This is a genomic window from Herbiconiux sp. A18JL235, from assembly GCF_040939305.1.
Classification (GTDB): domain Bacteria; phylum Actinomycetota; class Actinomycetes; order Actinomycetales; family Microbacteriaceae; genus Herbiconiux.
The window spans coordinates 2676826-2692329 of the sequence record NZ_CP162511.1 but is presented as its reverse complement, the minus strand read 5'-3'; the positions used below and the strand labels follow the sequence as shown (position 1 = coordinate 2692329).

Below are 15504 nucleotides of genomic sequence, written 5' to 3'. Positions count from 1 at the left end.
GCGTGCCCGCACGGGCAGGGGAGTGGTTGGATGGGGGCATGGGTGAGGAGATCATTCCCGCGGACTACGCGGAGTTGCTGGAGCAGCCGAACTACGGGCATCTCGGAACCATCAGGCCCGACGACACCGTGCAGGTGAACCCGATGTGGTTCCTGCGCGACGGGAACACGCTGAGGTTCACGCACACGACGAAGCGGGCGAAGTTCCGCAACCTGCAGCACAACCCGTCGATGAGTCTGTCGGTGATCGACCCGCAGAACCCGTTCCGATACCTCGAGGTGCGCGGCAGGCTGATCGCCGTGGAGCCCGACCCGACGGGGGCGTTCTACGTGGTGCTCGGCAAGCGGTACGGCAACCCCGAGCAGACGCCGCCGCCCGACTCGGCCGACCGGGTCGTGCTCGTCATGAGCATCGAGAAGACGACGGCGCAGTAGCGCGACGCGGCTCAGCCCGACAAGGCCCGGCCGCACTCAGCGCTCCGAACCGCGCAGCACCAGCGCGGTCGGAAGCACCGTCGTGCGGCTCTCCTCGTCGGCCGCCCCGTCGAGCCGGGCCAGCACCGCGCGCGCAGCCGTCTCGCCCATCAGCGACACGTCCTGAGCGACGACGGACACCGCCGGCCGTACCAGCGGCGCCGCCTCGAAGTCGTCGAAACCGACCAGCGGCAGCCGCGTTCCCGCGTGGGTGAACGCCTCGAGCGCACCGATCGACGACCGGTTGTTGGCCGCGAACACGGCGTCGATGCGATCGGACCCGAGGAGCCCCGTCACGATCGCCGCCGCCTCGACGGCCGTGTGTGCCGAGGTGTCGACGAGTGCCGCATCCGGAGCATCGCCGCCGTCGCCCCACGCGCTCAGCGCGCGGCGATAGCCGACCAGGCGCTCGCGCATCGTGTAGAGCTCGATCGAGTCGCCGAGGAACAGGATGCGCCGCGCGCCGCCCTCGAGGAGAGCCCGCGTCGCGTTCTCGGCACCCCCGGCGTTGTCGGCGAGCACGGTCTCGACGGACGGGGCGGGCGGCGGTGGGCCGCCGGGCGGGTGCGCGTCTGGCGACTCGGCGTGCACCGGCTCAGAGGGCTGGGCCACCGGCCGGTCGATCGCCACGACCGGCACCACTGCCGAGGCTGCGGCGGCCCAGAGTCCGTCGTCGCGGCGCGGCGGTGCGACGATGAGGCCGTCCACGCGCTGGGCGATGAGGCGGTCGACCAGGAGGCGGTGGCGCTCGCCGTCCTCCTCCGAACTCACCGTCACCAACAGGTAGCCGTTCGCGCTGCAGACCCGCTCGACGGCGCGAGCGAGCACCGACCAGTACGGGTTCGCGAGGTCGCTGATGACGAGCCCGACGACCTTCGCCGAGCGCCCCGGCCGGATGCTCGCCGCCGCCAGATTGTGCCGGTACCCGAGCGAGACGATGGCATCGGCGATGCGCTGGGCCAGCACCGGGTCGATGTTCGTGGCGCCGTTCACGTGCCGCGACACCGTCTTCAGGGCGACACCCGCCGCGGCCGCCACGTCTTTCATGGTGGGCGGTCTGGCGGGCATGGAGTTCATCGTGTCGGCCGAACGCCACTCGCGCCGCGCGACGCGCCGGTGGACTCGTCGCCGAACACCTCGCCGGCCACCGGCAGGATGCTCCGCATCACCTCCGGCGTCGGCCGCCGCCCCGAGATCACCGCTGCCGCCGCCGCGGTCGCGAGGTGCGCCGCCACGGCGGGTGTCGCGCCGCGCGCGATCCCGAACAGCAGCCCCGCGGTGGACGCGTCGCCCGCCCCGTTGGTCGTCTCCACCCGTGTCACGGTGAGCGGACGCACCCGCAGCGACACATCGGCCCAACGATCGGCGAGCGGTGCGAGCATCCGTCCGCCCTCGGCGAGCCGCGCCGCCGACGCGGTGCGCAGCAGCAGCCCCTCCGAGCCGGCGGAGATCGCGACCACCGCCGCCCCCCATGACAGCAGCACATCGGCATACTCCGCCGCCGCGCGTGCCGGGGGCAACGGGGGGATGCCGAGAACCGGGCCGAGCGCCGAGGTGAGGTCGTCGAGGCTCGGGCTCATGATGTCGGTCACCGCCGCCGCCCGCCGCAGGATCGCCTCCCAGTCGACACCCCCCACCTCCGATGTGGGGTCGACCACGGCGAGGTCGAGCGAGGTGGTGGCCCCGCGCATCCGTGCCGCCGTCAGCACCGCCTCGAGCGGCGCACCGCCGTCGACGAGAAGCGCCGGAAGCAGGGGCGGGTACCCGAGGTGCAGCAGATCGGCATCGCCGACGTCGAGCTGAGCGCCCGTGAACACCGCGTTCGCGCCGGTGTGGTGCCAGAAGGTGCGGTCGTGTCCGGCGGGTTCGAGCACGAGGCTGTACGAGGTGGCGTGCCCCTCGACCGTGTGCAGGTCGGCCCGCACCCCGGCGCGCCGGGTGAGGGTGTCGGCGACGATGCGCCCGAGTTCGTCGTCACCCACCGTCGAGTGCAACGACACGGATGCGCCGAGGTCGGCGAGTGCCAGGCCGGTGTTGGCGACGCACCCGCCGAGCGAGAGCGCGATGGGGCCCACGTCGATGAGTCGCCCCGGGTCGAGGCGGGCGCTCGGGCCGAGCTCCGGCGCCAGGTCGAGGCAGATGTGCCCCGCCACCACGATCGTGCCGTGTGCGCTCATGCGCGTGTCCTCCTCGTCGAGCCGGTGTGGGCTTGTGCCGGGATCCCGGCTAGACAACGTTGTCTCACGGGTATTACTGTGACACATCGAGGGGGTTCGACAAAACCCCGACCGACGACAACTCCCACGATCTGGAGCCACCGCAATGACGCTGTACCGCCTCAACCGCCTCTTCAACCCGCGCTCGGGCCGTGCGCTCGACGTCGCCGTCGACCACGGCTTCTTCGGCGAGCGCTCCTTCATCACCGGCATCGAGAACATGGATGCTGTGGTGAGCACCCTGGTCGACGCCGGGCCCGACGCGGTGCAGCTCACCATCGGACAGGCACGCAAGCTGCAGGCCCACAAGGGCAAGAACAAGCCGGGCCTCGTGCTCCGCACCGACGTCGCGAACGTCTACGGCAACCCGCTCGACGCCTCCCTGTTCAGCCACCACGTGCCCCACGCCATCGAGGAGGCCGTGCGGCTCGACGCGGTAGCGGTGTGCGTCAACCTGATGGAGCTGCCCGGCCGGCCCGAGGTGCGCGAGGCGAACATCCGCTCCATTCTCGAACTGCGCCGGGAGGCGACCCGCTACGGCATGCCGCTGATGGTGGAGCCCCTCGTCATGCAGGACAACTCGAAGGCCGGCGGCTACATGGTCGACGGCGACATCGACAAGATCGTCACCCTCGTGCGCCAGGGGGTGGAGCTCGGCGCCGACCTCATCAAGGCCGACCCGAGCGACGACCTGGCGGAGTACGGGCGGGTCATCGAGGTCGCCGGCGACGTGCCGGTGCTCGTGCGCGGAGGCGGGCGCGTCGACGACCGCACCCTGCTCGAGCGCACGGTCGCCGTGCTCGAGGCGGGCGCGCAGGGCATCGTGTACGGGCGCAACATCGTGCAGCACGAGAACCCGGCCGGCATCACCGCAGCGCTGCTCGCCGTGCTGCACGACGGGGCGACGGTCGAGCAGGGGCTGGCGATTCTCGAGGAGTCGGATGCGGCACGCGGCACGGCAGGTACCTCCGGCACGTCCACCACCGAGGGGGTGCAGGCATGAGCGCCGAGCGCGTGAACGTCGCCATCGTGGGCGGCGGGCTGATGGGCCGCGAGATCGCCGCGGCGATCCAGCGCTGGCCCGCTCTCATCGACCACCCCGTGCGCCCTCGACTCACCGCGGTCTGCGACATCAACCCGGCCGCCCTCGACTGGTTCGACGAGATCGACACCGTCACCACCAAGGTGACCGACTACCACGAGCTCCTCGCCGACGACAGCATCGACGTCGTCTACGTGGCCGTGCGCCACGACCTCCACGAGAAGATCTACAGCGACGTCATCGCAGCGGGCAAGAGCCTGCTCGCCGAGAAGCCGTTCGGCATCGACGGTGCGGCGGCGGAGGCCGTGCTCGCGGTGATGGCCGAGCATCCGGAGAGCTTCGTGCGGTGCTCGAGCGAGATGCCGTTCTTCCCGGGCGCCCAGCTCGCCATCGACTACGTGCGGTCGGGGGCGCTCGGCACCATCGTCTCGGCACGCAACAGTTTCTTGCACTCGAGTGATCTCGATGTGCACAAACCCATCAACTGGAAGCGGCAGACGCAGTTCTGTGGAGAAGCCGGCGTGATGAACGACCTCGGGATGCACGCCTGGCACGTGCCCCTGCGTCTCGGTTGGGTGCCGCAGACCGTCTACGGCGTGCTGCAGAACATCGTGCCGGAGCGCCCCGGCCCCGACGGCGCACCGGTGCCGTGCGACACCTGGGACAACGCGGTGCTGCACAGCTGGACCCGTCACGACGGCGTGCTGTTCCCGCTCACCACGGAGACCAAGCGCATCGACCCCGGTCAGAAGAACACCTGGGAGTTCGAGGCGATCGGGCTCGACGGGGGAGTGCGCTTCAGCACGAAGTACCCGAAGTCGGTGGAGGTGTTCGCGGTACGCGACATCCCGGGCGGCGGCCGCGAGCAGGTGTGGCAGCAGGTCGACGTGGGCAGCCAGTCCGTCTGGCCGACGGTCACCGGAGGCATCTTCGAGTCGGGGTTCTCCGACTCGATCCTGCAGATGTGGGCGGTGTTCCTCGCCGAACGCCACGGCTCGCTGGGCGACCGCTTCGGTGCCGCGCGTCCGGAGGAGGCGGCGCTCACCCACCGCATCTACCGTGCCGCCATCACCTCCCACGAGGAGCACCGCGCCGTCGCTCTGTAGTGCGGGGTGCGGTCGGCGGGGGCGCCGCCCGCCCCCCACGCTGCCGGGCGTGCGCGGACGGTATGAGAATCGTGGCGTCGAGCTCTCTACAGGCTCGAGTGCGCGATTCTCATACCGTTCCGACGCCCACCCGGCAGGAGTCGCGCTCGACGAGGGTGACGGGCAGCACGGTGCGGCGGCGCAGCCGCCGGCCGGGGTGGGCGCTCCGCTCGAACAGCCGAGCCGCTGCCAGGCGCCCGAGCTCGGCGGGGTCTTGGGCGATCACCGTGATCGAGGGCGTCAGCGAGTCGGCGAGCGGGAAGTCGCCGAATGCGGCGAGCGCGATCGGGTCGGCCGTGAGCGCCGGAACGGCGGCCATCGTGCAGCGCGCATCCGACGAGAACACCGCGGTGACGCCGAGCGCCGGCGACCGCAAGCGCTCGAGCGCCGCAGCCGCCCCGGGACGGGTCGCCGCTTCGAGTGCGACGAGCTCGGGGTCGAACGGGACTCCCGCCTCGGCGAGGGCCTCGCGGTAGCCTTCGAGCCGCTCGGCCACGGTGGGCAGGGCGAGGGAGTCGCCGAGGAACCCGAGGCGCCGATGCCCGTGCCCGAGGAGGTGCGCGGTCGCGAGGCGTGCCCCGCCCCGGTCGTCTTGGGTGAACGAGTCGGCGACGAGCCGCCCGGGCGCCCGGTCGACGAAGGCGATGGGGATGCGCTCGGCCCACGGCTTCAGGTACGCGTGATCGGTGGTGGTCGGCGCCACGACGAGCCCCGAGAGCTGCCGGCGCAGCACCGATTCGAGGGCCTGCCGCTCGCGCGCCGGGTCGTGCCCGAGGCTCGTGACCAGCGTCGAGAGGTCTTCGGCGAGCGCAGCCTCCTCCACCGCGTTCACGATCGCGGCGAAGAACGGGTCGACGATGTCGGGCACCGCCACACCGACCACCGGCGACCGCCCGGAGCGGAACGTCGTCGCCAGCGCGTTCGGCACATAGCTGAGTTCGCGCATGGTGGCCTCGACGCGCATCCGTGTCGCCGGCAGCACGTGGGGGTCGTCGTTCTGCACGCGTGACACCGTCTTGAGACTCACCCCGGCGGCCGCGGCGATGTCGCGCATGGTGGCCATGGGTGCTCCTGTCAATGGTGGGGTGCCGGATGCCGCAGGCCCGCCGACGCACTCAGGCTATCGGCGGGCCGGCGGCATCCGTGGGTCGTCAGCGGCTGCTGTAGCCGCCGTCGATGGGGAGGGAGACACCGGTGATCATGCCGGCGGCGTCGCTCAGCAGGAACACCACGGGGCCGGCGATGTCGTCTTCGGTCGCCCACTTGCCGAGCGGCATCTGCTCGAGGAAGGGGCCCTCGATGTCGGGACGGCCCCAGTACCAAGCCGACATCGGGGTCATGACGACTGTCGGGTTGACGCTGTTGACGCGGATGCCGTACCGGCCGAGCTCGAGCGCCGAGACGCGGGTGATGTTGTCGAGAGCCGCCTTCGACGAGCCGTAGGAGATGTGGCCGGAGAGGCCGACAAGGCTCGCCTGGCTGGAGATGTTCACGATGGAGCCGCCACGCCCCTGCCGGATCATCTCACGCGAGGCGTACTTCGTGACGAGCAGCGAGCCGCGGGCGTTGATGCTGATGACCTTGTCGAACACCTCGATGTCGGTGTCTTGCGGGGTGGCGATCTCGCCGCCCCAGCCGCCCGAGTTCACGACACCCCAGATGTCCCGGCCCTCGATGGCCTCACGGATGCTGTCTTCGCTCGTGAGGTCGAAGGGCAGCGGGGTGGCGCCGGTGGCGGCCGCCACGCTCTCGAGCTGCTCGACGTTGCGGCCCGAGGCGAGCACGTCGGCTCCGGCTGCGACGAGGTGTCGCACGACGGCGCCGCCGATGCCGCCGCTGGCGCCGGTGACGAGCACGGTGCGTCCGGTGAAGTCAGTCATGGGGTGTTCCGATCAGGTCGAGTGGTGGGTCGCCGCGTCGGTGCGGCGACCTAGATGATGCACCATCATAACCACGGATCCACGCGGATGACACCCGTGTCATGGAAATGCACGACACCGGTGTCATCGCGTTGACACGACGACGACGGATGCGTACTGTCTCGGTCGAGACGACCGTCGCGACACCGTCGTGCGGCACCCGATCGTCGGCCCGCTGCTGCGGTGCCGCCCCTGCGTCGACTGGAGACACCGATGACCATCCTGACTGCCGGCACCGTCGGTTCCCTCGCGAGTGCGGTCGCGGTTCCCCCCTACGATCGCGGTGCGGTTCGTGCCGGCATCGTTCATTTCGGGGTGGGGGCGTTCCACCGGGCGCATGAGGCGATGTTCGTCGACCGGGTGCTCGGGGCGGGTGCCGGTGGGGGCGCGGGCGACTGGGGCATCATCGGTGTGGGCACGCTCGCGGGCGACGCGGCGATGCGCGACGCGCTGACAGCGCAGGACTGCCTCTACACCCTCGTCACCACGGCGCCCTCCGGCGAGGTCGAGGCCCGCGTGATCGGCTCGCTGGTGCGCTACCTCTTCGCGCCCGAGCAGGGGGCGGAGGTGGTGGAGGCGCTGCGCGACCCCGCCATCCGCATCGTCTCGCTCACCATCACCGAGGGCGGCTACGGCATCAACGACGCCACCGGTGCCTTCGAGCCGAGCGATGCGGCGACCCTCGCCGACCTGGACGTGTTCGTGGGGCACAAGGAGGAGTTGACCGGTGAGGGTGGCGACGACGCGCATCCGCTCGACCGGCCCGTCCCCACGAGCGCCCTCGGGTTCATCGTGCGGGGTCTCGCCGATCGACGTGCCGCCGGCGAGGTGCCGTTCACGGTGATGTCGTGCGACAACATCCAGGGCAACGGGCGGGTCGCCCGCGCGGCAGTGCTGGCGTTCGCGCAGCGCATCGACCAGGAGCTCGCCGAGTGGATCGCCGCCGAGGTCGCCTTCCCGAACTCGATGGTCGACCGCATCACGCCGGCGACCACCGACGAGTCGCGGGAGCGGGTGGCACGCGAGTTCGGCATCGAAGACCGCTGGCCGGTGCTCTCGGAGTCGTTCGTGCAATGGGTGCTCGAAGACTCGTTCACGGCAGGGCGCCCGCCGTTCGACGAGGTGGGTGTGCAGATCGTGCCCGAGGTCGAACCCTACGAGCTGATGAAGCTGCGGCTGCTGAACGCCTCGCACCAGGCGATGAGCTACCTCGGCCTGCTGGCCGGAGCCGAGTACGTGCACGAGGTGTGCCGCGACGAGCTGTTCGCCGACTTCCTGCTCGGCTACATGACGCGCGAGGCGCGACCTACGCTCGACCCGGTGCCCGGCGTCGACCTCGACGAGTACAGTGCCGAGCTCATGCGGCGCTTCGGCAGCGAGGCGATCGCCGACACGCTCATGCGGCAGATCGTCGACGGGTCGGAGCGCATCCCGAAGTTCCTGCTCCCGGTCGTGCGCGCGCAGCTCGTCTCGGGCGGGGAGATCGAGCGCTCGGTGCTCGTGCTCGCCGCCTGGAGCCGCTTTCTCGAGGGCGTCGCCGACGACGGCTCGACCCTGACCCCCGTCGACCGTCGGCTGCCCGAGCTCCAGGATGCGGTGGCCGGCGAGAAGGATGCCCCCGGCTCCTTCCTCGACTACGCACCCGTGTTCGGCGACCTGGGCGCCGACCCGCGCCTGCGCGCGGCCTTCGTGGACGCGCGGGCGCGCCTCGCGGAGCTCGGCGCCCGCGGCGCACTCGGGGCGCTGCGCGGCTGAGGCGCGGGCTGCGCCCGCCCGCGCGCCTGCCCGCCCGCGCGTTGGTCGCGCGAAGTGCTCCTTGGCGCGGGAATGGGGACGCCTTGTGCGACCAAGTTCGGGGGTGGTGGGTGCGGCGCGGGTGGGTGTGCGACCAAGGTGGGGCGACTCGTCGGGTTGGTCGCGCAGAGTGCTGCTTGGCGCGGGAATGAGGACACTTAGCGCTGCCAAGTGCGGCAGGGCGCGCAGCGCACGCGGGGCGCGGGGCGCGCAGCGGCCACGAGGCGCGCCGCGGCGCGCGCTACGCGGGTGCGAGGCGGAAGCCGCCGCCCGCCTCGGGGAGGGCGCGGAGCTGGAAGAGGCCGTCGATGACGAGATCGGCGTCGAGGTCGGCGGCGTCGTGGGTTCCGGCGATGGCGATCGTCGCGCATCCGGCAGCGCGGGCGGCGGCGAGGCCCGCGGGGGCGTCTTCGAAGACCACGCACTCGGCGGGGTCGACGCCGAGCCGCGACGCGGCCAGCAGGTACGGCTCGGGATGTGGTTTGCCCCGAGTCACATCGTCGAACGTCACGAAGACGGCGGGGCTCGAGAGCCCGGCCGCGGCCACCCGGTTGCCGGCGATGAGACGGGTTCCGCTCGTCACGATCGCCCGCTGCGGGTCGGGGAGGGAGTCGAGCAGCGCCGCCGCGCCGTCGAGCGCGATGACGTCGTCGAGCTCGTCGGCTTCGATCTCGGTGACACGTGCGAGTGCCGCCTCGGCGTGCTCGGGCGGGAAGAGCGCGGCGATCACCTGGGCCGCGGGCTGCCCGTGCCCCGCCGCCATGAGGTCGAGGGTGAGTCCGAACTCGCGACCGAGCTGCTCCCAGGAGCGGTTCACCGCGGGAGTCGAGTCGATGAGCGTGCCGTCGAGGTCGAACAGCGCGGCGGCGAAGGTGCGCGCGAACACCGGTGACGAGACGGGAAGCTGCCGCCCGCCGCCCAGCCTCCGCAGCACCGAGGACAGCTGCTGGCCTGTGGTGAGGGATGCATCGACGACGAGGTGGGGCACGCGCGGAGCGGAGTCGGCGGGGGAGTCCACGATGTGCGCGTCGCGATCGGCCGAGCGGATGCGCCGGCGTTCGGCGAGCAGCTCGGGTGAGGCGCGCAGCCAGACGACGGCCGGCTCGCCGCCGGCGGCGTCGACGAGCTCCCGCCACTCGGTTCCACCCTGAAGCTCGGCGGTGAAGGGCGCTACAAGCACCGCGTCGACACCCGCCCGAACCTGGTCGGCCAGCACCGCCCGCAGCGCGGCGTAGCGGGCGGGACGGACGACGGGGCGGAGCTCCGGGGCGTTCCAGTGCGTTCCGGCGGGAAGGGTCGGGGTCATCGCCTCGAGCACCGGATTGGTGATCGTGTCGAGGTCGAGCAGCGCTGCACCCAGTGCGCGCGCGAGTTCGACGGCGAGCGTGCTCTTGCCGCTGCCGGCCGGTCCTGAGACAACGATGTTCATCATGCTCCTGGCTCGACGGCCCGAGAGGCCTGCCGTGATGGGTTGGTTACCAAATCGAGACATCGACGCCGCTTGACAACGTTGTCGCTCTGTGGTCAGTATAGGCGAACACGAGAACGACGGGGTTCGGGAATCCGGATCCCTCCAGGCATGACAACGCTGTCAAGGAGGTGAGCGCAGATGCTCCGCACGACTGGGTACCCTGCTCTCGCCGAGGTGATCGCATGATCCGCCGGCCGGGCATCAAAGACGTCGCCGCGAGCGCCGGCGTCAGCATCAAGACCGTCTCGCGGGTGGTCAATGCCGAGGAGTCGGTGCACCCCGAGACCCGGGCTCGCGTGCTGCACGCCATCCAGGCCCTCGGCTACGTGCCGAACACCGCGGCGCGCTCTCTCAAATCGGGCACGGGCGGGGCCATCGGCGTCGTCATCGACTCGCTCGCCGACCCGTTCTTCGCCGCACTGGTGAGCGCCATCGAGAGCCGCGCCCTCGAAGAGGGGCTCAACGTCCTCGTCGCCTCGTCGACGCTCGACGCCGAACGCGAGCGCGAGTTGCTGCTCAGCTTCGTGGCCGGCCACCAGGTGGCGGGCGTCATCTTCGCGCCGGTCGCAGGCGAGCATCCGTACCTCGACCCCTACCGCGCCGTCACCCCGCTCGTCGCCGTCGACCGCTCGAGGGTCGGTTTCGACAGTGTCGTCGTCGACGACCGCGGCGCGACCGCGCTCGCCGTCCAGCAGCTGGTCGACCTCGGCCACGAGCGCATCGCCTTCTTCGATCGCGACGAGCGCTTCTCCACCATCCACCGCCGCATGAGCGGTTACCTCGACGTGCTGCGTGAGACCGGCATCCCGTTCGACCCCGAGTTGGTCTCGTCGACCATCGACGGCTCGCTCGCCTACCAGGCCGAGACGCAGCGGCTGCTCGGCCTCGACCGGCCCGCCACCGCGTTCTTCGCCTCGAACACCAAGGCGGCGATCGGGCTGACCGCGTCGCTGCATCACAGCCACCGCACCGATGTCGCGATGATCGCCTTCGGCGACTTCTCCTTCGCCGACGTGCTCCGCCCGGCCGTGAGCTGCATCGACCAAGACCCGTTCCTCATCGGCAACGCGGCGATCGAGCGGCTCCTCGCCCTCCGCGAGGCGGCATCGAACGAGCCTCGCGAGTGGATCGTCCCGACCGCCCTCCTGCAGCGCGGCTCGGGCGAGATCGCGGCTCCGGTCGCGGGCCGGGAGCCCGTCGAAGCCGCACCGGATGCTGCAAGGGCGACGGAATCGGGGGCCGCCTCTGCCGGCGTCCCCGTGTCGGCGATCCGGCCGTCCCGCTCGGTCACCGTTTCCGCCCAGCCAGCCGGCGCATCCGTGATCGCCCCTGCTCCCGCCCCCGCACTCATCACCACCGCTGGAGGAGAAGCCTGATGAAACCCACACCGCTCGCCCCCAACCTGATCGACCACTTCTACCTCGGTGGGGGCCGCATCGCCGCCCTCCGCGGCATCGAGCAGACCTCCGAGCGCCAGCCCGAGGAGTGGCTCGCGGCCACCGTCTCGCGCGCCGGCGCCGGCGATGTCGGGCTCGCCCGTACCGTCGACGGCGACCTGTTGCGCGACCTCGTCATCGCCGACCCCGCCGCCTGGGTGGGGGAGCACCACGCCGACGCGGCGGATGCGAGCGACACCGGCATCCTGGTGAAGCTCCTCGACGCCGGTCAGCGCCTCCCCGTGCACGTGCACCCCGACCGTGGGTTCGCGGCGAGCCACCTCGACTGCCCCTACGGCAAGACCGAGGCCTGGTTCGTGCTCGAAGCCGATGCCGGTGCCGCCGTGCATCTGGGCTGGAAGGAGGCAGTCGACCGCGACGAGCTCGACCGCCGTCGTGACGCGCAGGACTCCGAGTGGATGCTCGACCACATGAACCGCATCGAGGTGGAGCGGGGCATGGGCGTGCTGGTGCCCGCCGGCACGGTGCACGCGATCGACGGCGGCATCTTCGTCGCCGAGGTGCAGGAACCCACCGACTTCTCGATCGTGCTGGAGTGGTCGGTCACGACCTCGACCCGGGAGGAGTCGCACCTCGACCTGGGCTTCGACACCGTGATGCCCGCGGTGTCGGTCGACCGGCTCGACGAGTCGGCGCTCGCCTCCCTCGTCACGCGCAACGACCTCTCGGCCCGCGGCGCCTCCGCCCGCAGCCTGCTGTCGGCCGAGGCCGACCCCTATTTCCGCTTGTTCCTCGCCGCACCGGATGCGGGGAACGAGACCCCGGTTCCCTCCGGCTTCGGCGTCGCCCTGGTACTCGAAGGGTCGGGTTCGCTCGTCGCCGACACCGGCGACGAGGTCGAGTACCGCTCGGGACAGGTGTTCGCCGTCCCGGCCTCGTTCGGGCCGTGGCGCGTGCGGGGCGAGGGCAGCATCCTCGTGGCCGAGCCCGGTGCGGGCTGGCCCTCCACTCTCACCGGAGGCATCCGATGATGCAGCCGGGTTCCACCACCACCGAACACCCAGCTCAGGCCGAGGACGGCCAGGAAGGAAGGGAAGCACGATGACCACACCCGTGCTCGAGGCCCGCGGGCTCTCACGCCAGTTCGGCCATGTCCGCGCGCTCGATGACGCCGACTTCGTCGCCTACCCCGGCGAGGTCACCGCACTCATCGGAGACAACGGTGCCGGCAAGTCGACCCTCGTCAAGGCCCTCTCGGGGAACCTCGCCGTCGACTCGGGAGAGATCCTGTTCGAGGGCAAGAAGGTCGAGATCACCTCGCCCACCCAGTCGAGCGCCATGGGGATGGAGACGGTCTACCAAGACCTCGCCCTCGCCCCGCACCTCGACCCCGTGCAGAACATGTACCTCGGCCGCGAGATCATGCGCTCAGGGATCGGTGGAGCCTTCGGCTTCATGGACAAGAAGGCGATGGCACTCGACTCGCGTCGCGCCTTCGACGAGCTCGGCGCCACCGTGCGCTCGCTCACCAGCCCCGTCGGCTCGATGTCGGGTGGTCAGCGCCAGGCGATCGCCATCGCCCGCGCCGTGCACTGGGCGAAGAAGCTCGTCTTCCTCGACGAGCCCACCGCCGCCCTCGGCGTCCGCCAGACCAAGAACGTGCTGGAGACCATCAGGCGGGTGCGCGACCAGGGCATCGCCGTCGTGTTCATCAGCCACTCGATGCCCCACGTCATCGAGGTCTCCGACCGGGTGCAGGTGCTCCGGCTCGGACACCGCGTGGCGAACATCGACACCAAGACCACGAACATGGAAGAGCTCGTCGGGCTGATGACCGGCGCGACCACGAGGAACGTGTGATGAGCGACGACATCAAGCAGACAGACATCAAGAAGGCCGAGTTCGGCCCCGAATACGGTGCCGAGACCACGTCGATCATGGCCGCAGAGCAGAAGGAGACGCCGCTCAAGCGCATCTTCAAGGCGCAGTCGTTCCAGATCTTCCTGGTGCTGATCGTCATCGTGATCATCTTCAGCATCATGGCCCCCGACACCTTCGCCCAGTTCTCGAACCTGCGGCTCGTGGTGCAGAACGCCTCGATCCTCGCCGTGCTCGGCGTCGGCATGACGTTCATCATCATCACCTCGGGCATCGACCTCTCGGTCGGCTCGGTGCTGGTGTTCTCCGGCGTCGTCTCGGCGATGGTGATGAGGGCGATGGGCGGCGACGACTGGGGAACCGCCACGGTCGGCATCGTCGTCTCGATCGTGGTGGGGCTGCTGTGGGGTACCTTCAACGGCTTCCTCATCGCCAAGGCCAAGGTGCCGCCGCTCATCGTGACACTCGGTAGCCTCGGCATGGCGCTCGGTCTCGCGCAGATCCTCACCGGCGGTGTCGACATCCGCCAGGTGCCCTCCGTGCTCACGACGAGCATCGGCTACGGCAACGTGTTCGGCGCCGTCCCGATCATCTCGGTGATCGCCCTGGTCGTCGTGGTCATCGGTGCCGTCGTGCTGCACAAGACGAAGTTCGGTCTCTACACCTACGCCGTGGGCTCCAGCGAAGAGGCGGCACGCAGGGTCGGCGTGAAGGTCGACAGCCACCTCATCAAGGTCTACGCGCTGTCGGGCGGTCTTGCCGGTCTCGCGGGCATCCTGTCGCTGTCGCAGTTCAGCACGACAGCCATCGCCGGCCAGTCGCAGACGAACCTCAACGTCATCGCTGCCGTCGTCATCGGCGGAACGTCGCTGTTCGGCGGCTACGGTGGCATCTTCGGAACCGTCGTCGGCCTCTTCATCCCCGCCGTGCTCCAGAACGGCTTCGTCATCACCGGGGTTCAGCCGTTCTGGCAGCAGGTCGCTGTCGGAGCCGTGCTGATCATCGCGGTGTACATCGACCAGGTTCGCCGTGCCGCAGGTGCGCGCGGCGGATCATCGAGCCTCTGGCGACATCTCTTCGCCAGCAGGAAGCAGTAGGAAACCCCGCACCTGAATCACCTCAAGCACCAACACCAGAAAAGAGAAGGAATCACAATGATGTGGAAGAAGACAGCACTCACCGGCCTCGCACTCGCGGGCACGGCGGCGCTTTTCCTCACCGGCTGCTCGAGCTCGGGCAGCACCGACAGCACCTCGGCGGCCGGCGGCGACGGAGACTACAAGATCTCCTTCGTGCAGGGCGTCGCGGGTGACGAGTTCTACATCTCGATGCAGTGCGGTATCGAGGCAGCGGCCAAGGACGCCGGCGCCACCGTCACCACGCAGGGCCCCGAGAAGTTCGACCCGACCCTCCAGAAGCCGCTGATCGACTCCGTCGTCGCCTCCAAGCCCGACGCGCTGCTCGTCGCCCCGACCGACGTCTCGGCCATGCAGGCCCCGCTGCAGGCAGCTGCCGACGCCGGCATCAAGGTCGTGCTCGTCGACACCACCGTCGAAGACCCCTCGTTCGCGGTGTCGGCGATCGCCTCCGACAACAAGGGCGGCGGAGCCGCGGCGTTCGACGCCATCAAGGAAGCACACCCCGACGGCGGCAAGGTGCTCGTCGTCTCGATCGACCCGGGCATCTCCACCTCGGATGCTCGTGCCGAAGGCTTCCAGGAGGCCGTCGAGGCCGACAGCGACTTCGAGTTCCTCGGCATCCAGTACAGCCACAACGAGCCGGCCACCGCTGCCGAGATCGTGACCGCCGCGCTGCAGAAGGACCCCGACATCGTCGGCATCTTCGCCGCCAACCTGTTCGCCGCCGAGGGCACCGCCACCGGCGTGCAGCAGGCAGGCAAGCAGGGTGACGTGACCGTCGTCGGCTTCGACGCCGGCCCCGCCCAGGTCGAGCAGCTGAAGAACGGCGTCGTGCAGGCGCTCGTCGCTCAGGAGCCCGCCACCATCGGCAAGGACGGCGTCGAGCAGGCCATCAAGGCGCTGAAGGGCGAGTCGACCGAGAAGGAGATCCAGACCGGCTTCACCGTCATCACCCAGGACAACCTGGACGGCGAGGGCGCCGACGCGGTCTACCAGAGCAAGTGCTGAGTTAGTTGCACCTGATGAAGGC

Annotated in this window: 14 protein-coding genes; 9 read left to right on the top strand and 5 right to left on the bottom strand. The window is 70.4% G+C overall.

Annotated features, from left to right (window positions below):
• Positions 1-38: 38 nt before the first annotated feature.
• Complete coding sequence (locus tag ABFY20_RS12575) at positions 39-434, top strand: PPOX class F420-dependent oxidoreductase (RefSeq protein WP_368496591.1); 396 nt, start codon at positions 39-41, stop codon at positions 432-434.
• A 36-nt stretch (positions 435-470) separates the two neighbouring features.
• Here the strand turns inward: ABFY20_RS12575 and ABFY20_RS12570 are convergent, their stop codons facing one another.
• Together ABFY20_RS12570 and ABFY20_RS12565 are read right to left on the bottom strand one after the other, a co-directional pair.
• Positions 471-1541: a LacI family DNA-binding transcriptional regulator gene (locus ABFY20_RS12570; protein WP_368496590.1), complete on the bottom strand. Its 1071-nt coding sequence runs from the start codon at positions 1539-1541 to the stop codon at positions 471-473.
• A gap of 5 nt (positions 1542-1546) precedes the next feature.
• Positions 1547-2650 carry a carbohydrate kinase family protein gene (locus ABFY20_RS12565; protein ID WP_368496589.1) on the bottom strand — a complete coding sequence of 368 codons (1104 nt, stop codon included), beginning with the start codon at positions 2648-2650 and terminating at the stop codon, positions 1547-1549.
• A gap of 145 nt (positions 2651-2795) precedes the next feature.
• Here ABFY20_RS12565 and ABFY20_RS12560 point away from each other — a divergent pair, with 145 nt between their 5' ends.
• Both ABFY20_RS12560 and ABFY20_RS12555 read left to right on the top strand, forming a co-directional pair.
• Entirely contained in the window at positions 2796-3692 is an 897-nt protein-coding gene (locus tag ABFY20_RS12560) for a class I fructose-bisphosphate aldolase (RefSeq protein ID WP_368496588.1), read from the top strand.
• Entirely contained in the window at positions 3689-4837 is a 1149-nt protein-coding gene (locus tag ABFY20_RS12555; RefSeq protein WP_368496587.1) for a Gfo/Idh/MocA family protein, read from the top strand. Before ABFY20_RS12560 ends, ABFY20_RS12555 begins: the two co-directional genes overlap by 4 nt.
• 109 nt (positions 4838-4946) lie before the next feature.
• On the opposite strand, the gene ABFY20_RS12550 is transcribed toward ABFY20_RS12555, so the two are convergent.
• Both ABFY20_RS12550 and ABFY20_RS12545 read right to left on the bottom strand, forming a co-directional pair.
• The gene (locus ABFY20_RS12550) at positions 4947-5939 is read right to left on the bottom strand and encodes a LacI family DNA-binding transcriptional regulator (RefSeq protein WP_368496586.1); all 993 of its coding nucleotides are present in this window, start codon (positions 5937-5939) and stop codon (positions 4947-4949) included.
• Positions 5940-6027: 88 nt separating this feature from the next.
• Complete coding sequence (locus ABFY20_RS12545; protein WP_368496585.1) at positions 6028-6756, bottom strand: SDR family oxidoreductase; 729 nt, start codon at positions 6754-6756, stop codon at positions 6028-6030.
• A 252-nt stretch (positions 6757-7008) separates the two neighbouring features.
• On the opposite strand from ABFY20_RS12545, the gene ABFY20_RS12540 reads away from it, so the two are divergent.
• On the top strand, positions 7009-8550 hold the full coding sequence (locus tag ABFY20_RS12540) for a mannitol dehydrogenase family protein (RefSeq protein ID WP_368496584.1): 1542 nt from the start codon (positions 7009-7011) through the stop codon (positions 8548-8550).
• Between the two features lie 280 nt (positions 8551-8830).
• On the opposite strand, the gene ABFY20_RS12535 is transcribed toward ABFY20_RS12540, so the two are convergent.
• Complete coding sequence (locus ABFY20_RS12535; protein WP_368496583.1) at positions 8831-10021, bottom strand: HAD-IA family hydrolase; 1191 nt, start codon at positions 10019-10021, stop codon at positions 8831-8833.
• Positions 10022-10242: 221 nt separating this feature from the next.
• On the opposite strand from ABFY20_RS12535, the gene ABFY20_RS12530 reads away from it, so the two are divergent.
• From ABFY20_RS12530 to ABFY20_RS12510, 5 genes are all read left to right on the top strand, one after another.
• Positions 10243-11436, top strand: coding sequence for a substrate-binding domain-containing protein (locus ABFY20_RS12530; protein ID WP_368496582.1), 1194 nt, complete (start codon positions 10243-10245; stop codon positions 11434-11436).
• On the top strand, positions 11436-12488 hold the full coding sequence (locus tag ABFY20_RS12525; protein WP_368496581.1) for a class I mannose-6-phosphate isomerase: 1053 nt from the start codon (positions 11436-11438) through the stop codon (positions 12486-12488). The genes ABFY20_RS12530 and ABFY20_RS12525 overlap by 1 nt, the downstream gene beginning before the upstream one ends.
• A 70-nt stretch (positions 12489-12558) precedes the next feature.
• A complete protein-coding gene (locus ABFY20_RS12520; RefSeq protein ID WP_171704335.1) occupies positions 12559-13317 on the top strand; it encodes an ATP-binding cassette domain-containing protein in 759 nt (252 codons plus the stop codon).
• Positions 13317-14432 carry an ABC transporter permease gene (locus ABFY20_RS12515; RefSeq protein ID WP_368496580.1) on the top strand — a complete coding sequence of 372 codons (1116 nt, stop codon included), beginning with the start codon at positions 13317-13319 and terminating at the stop codon, positions 14430-14432. Before ABFY20_RS12520 ends, ABFY20_RS12515 begins: the two co-directional genes overlap by 1 nt.
• Before the next feature lie 57 nt (positions 14433-14489).
• The gene (locus tag ABFY20_RS12510; RefSeq protein ID WP_368496579.1) at positions 14490-15482 is read left to right on the top strand and encodes an ABC transporter substrate-binding protein; all 993 of its coding nucleotides are present in this window, start codon (positions 14490-14492) and stop codon (positions 15480-15482) included.
• The last annotated feature ends 22 nt before the right edge of the window (positions 15483-15504 follow it).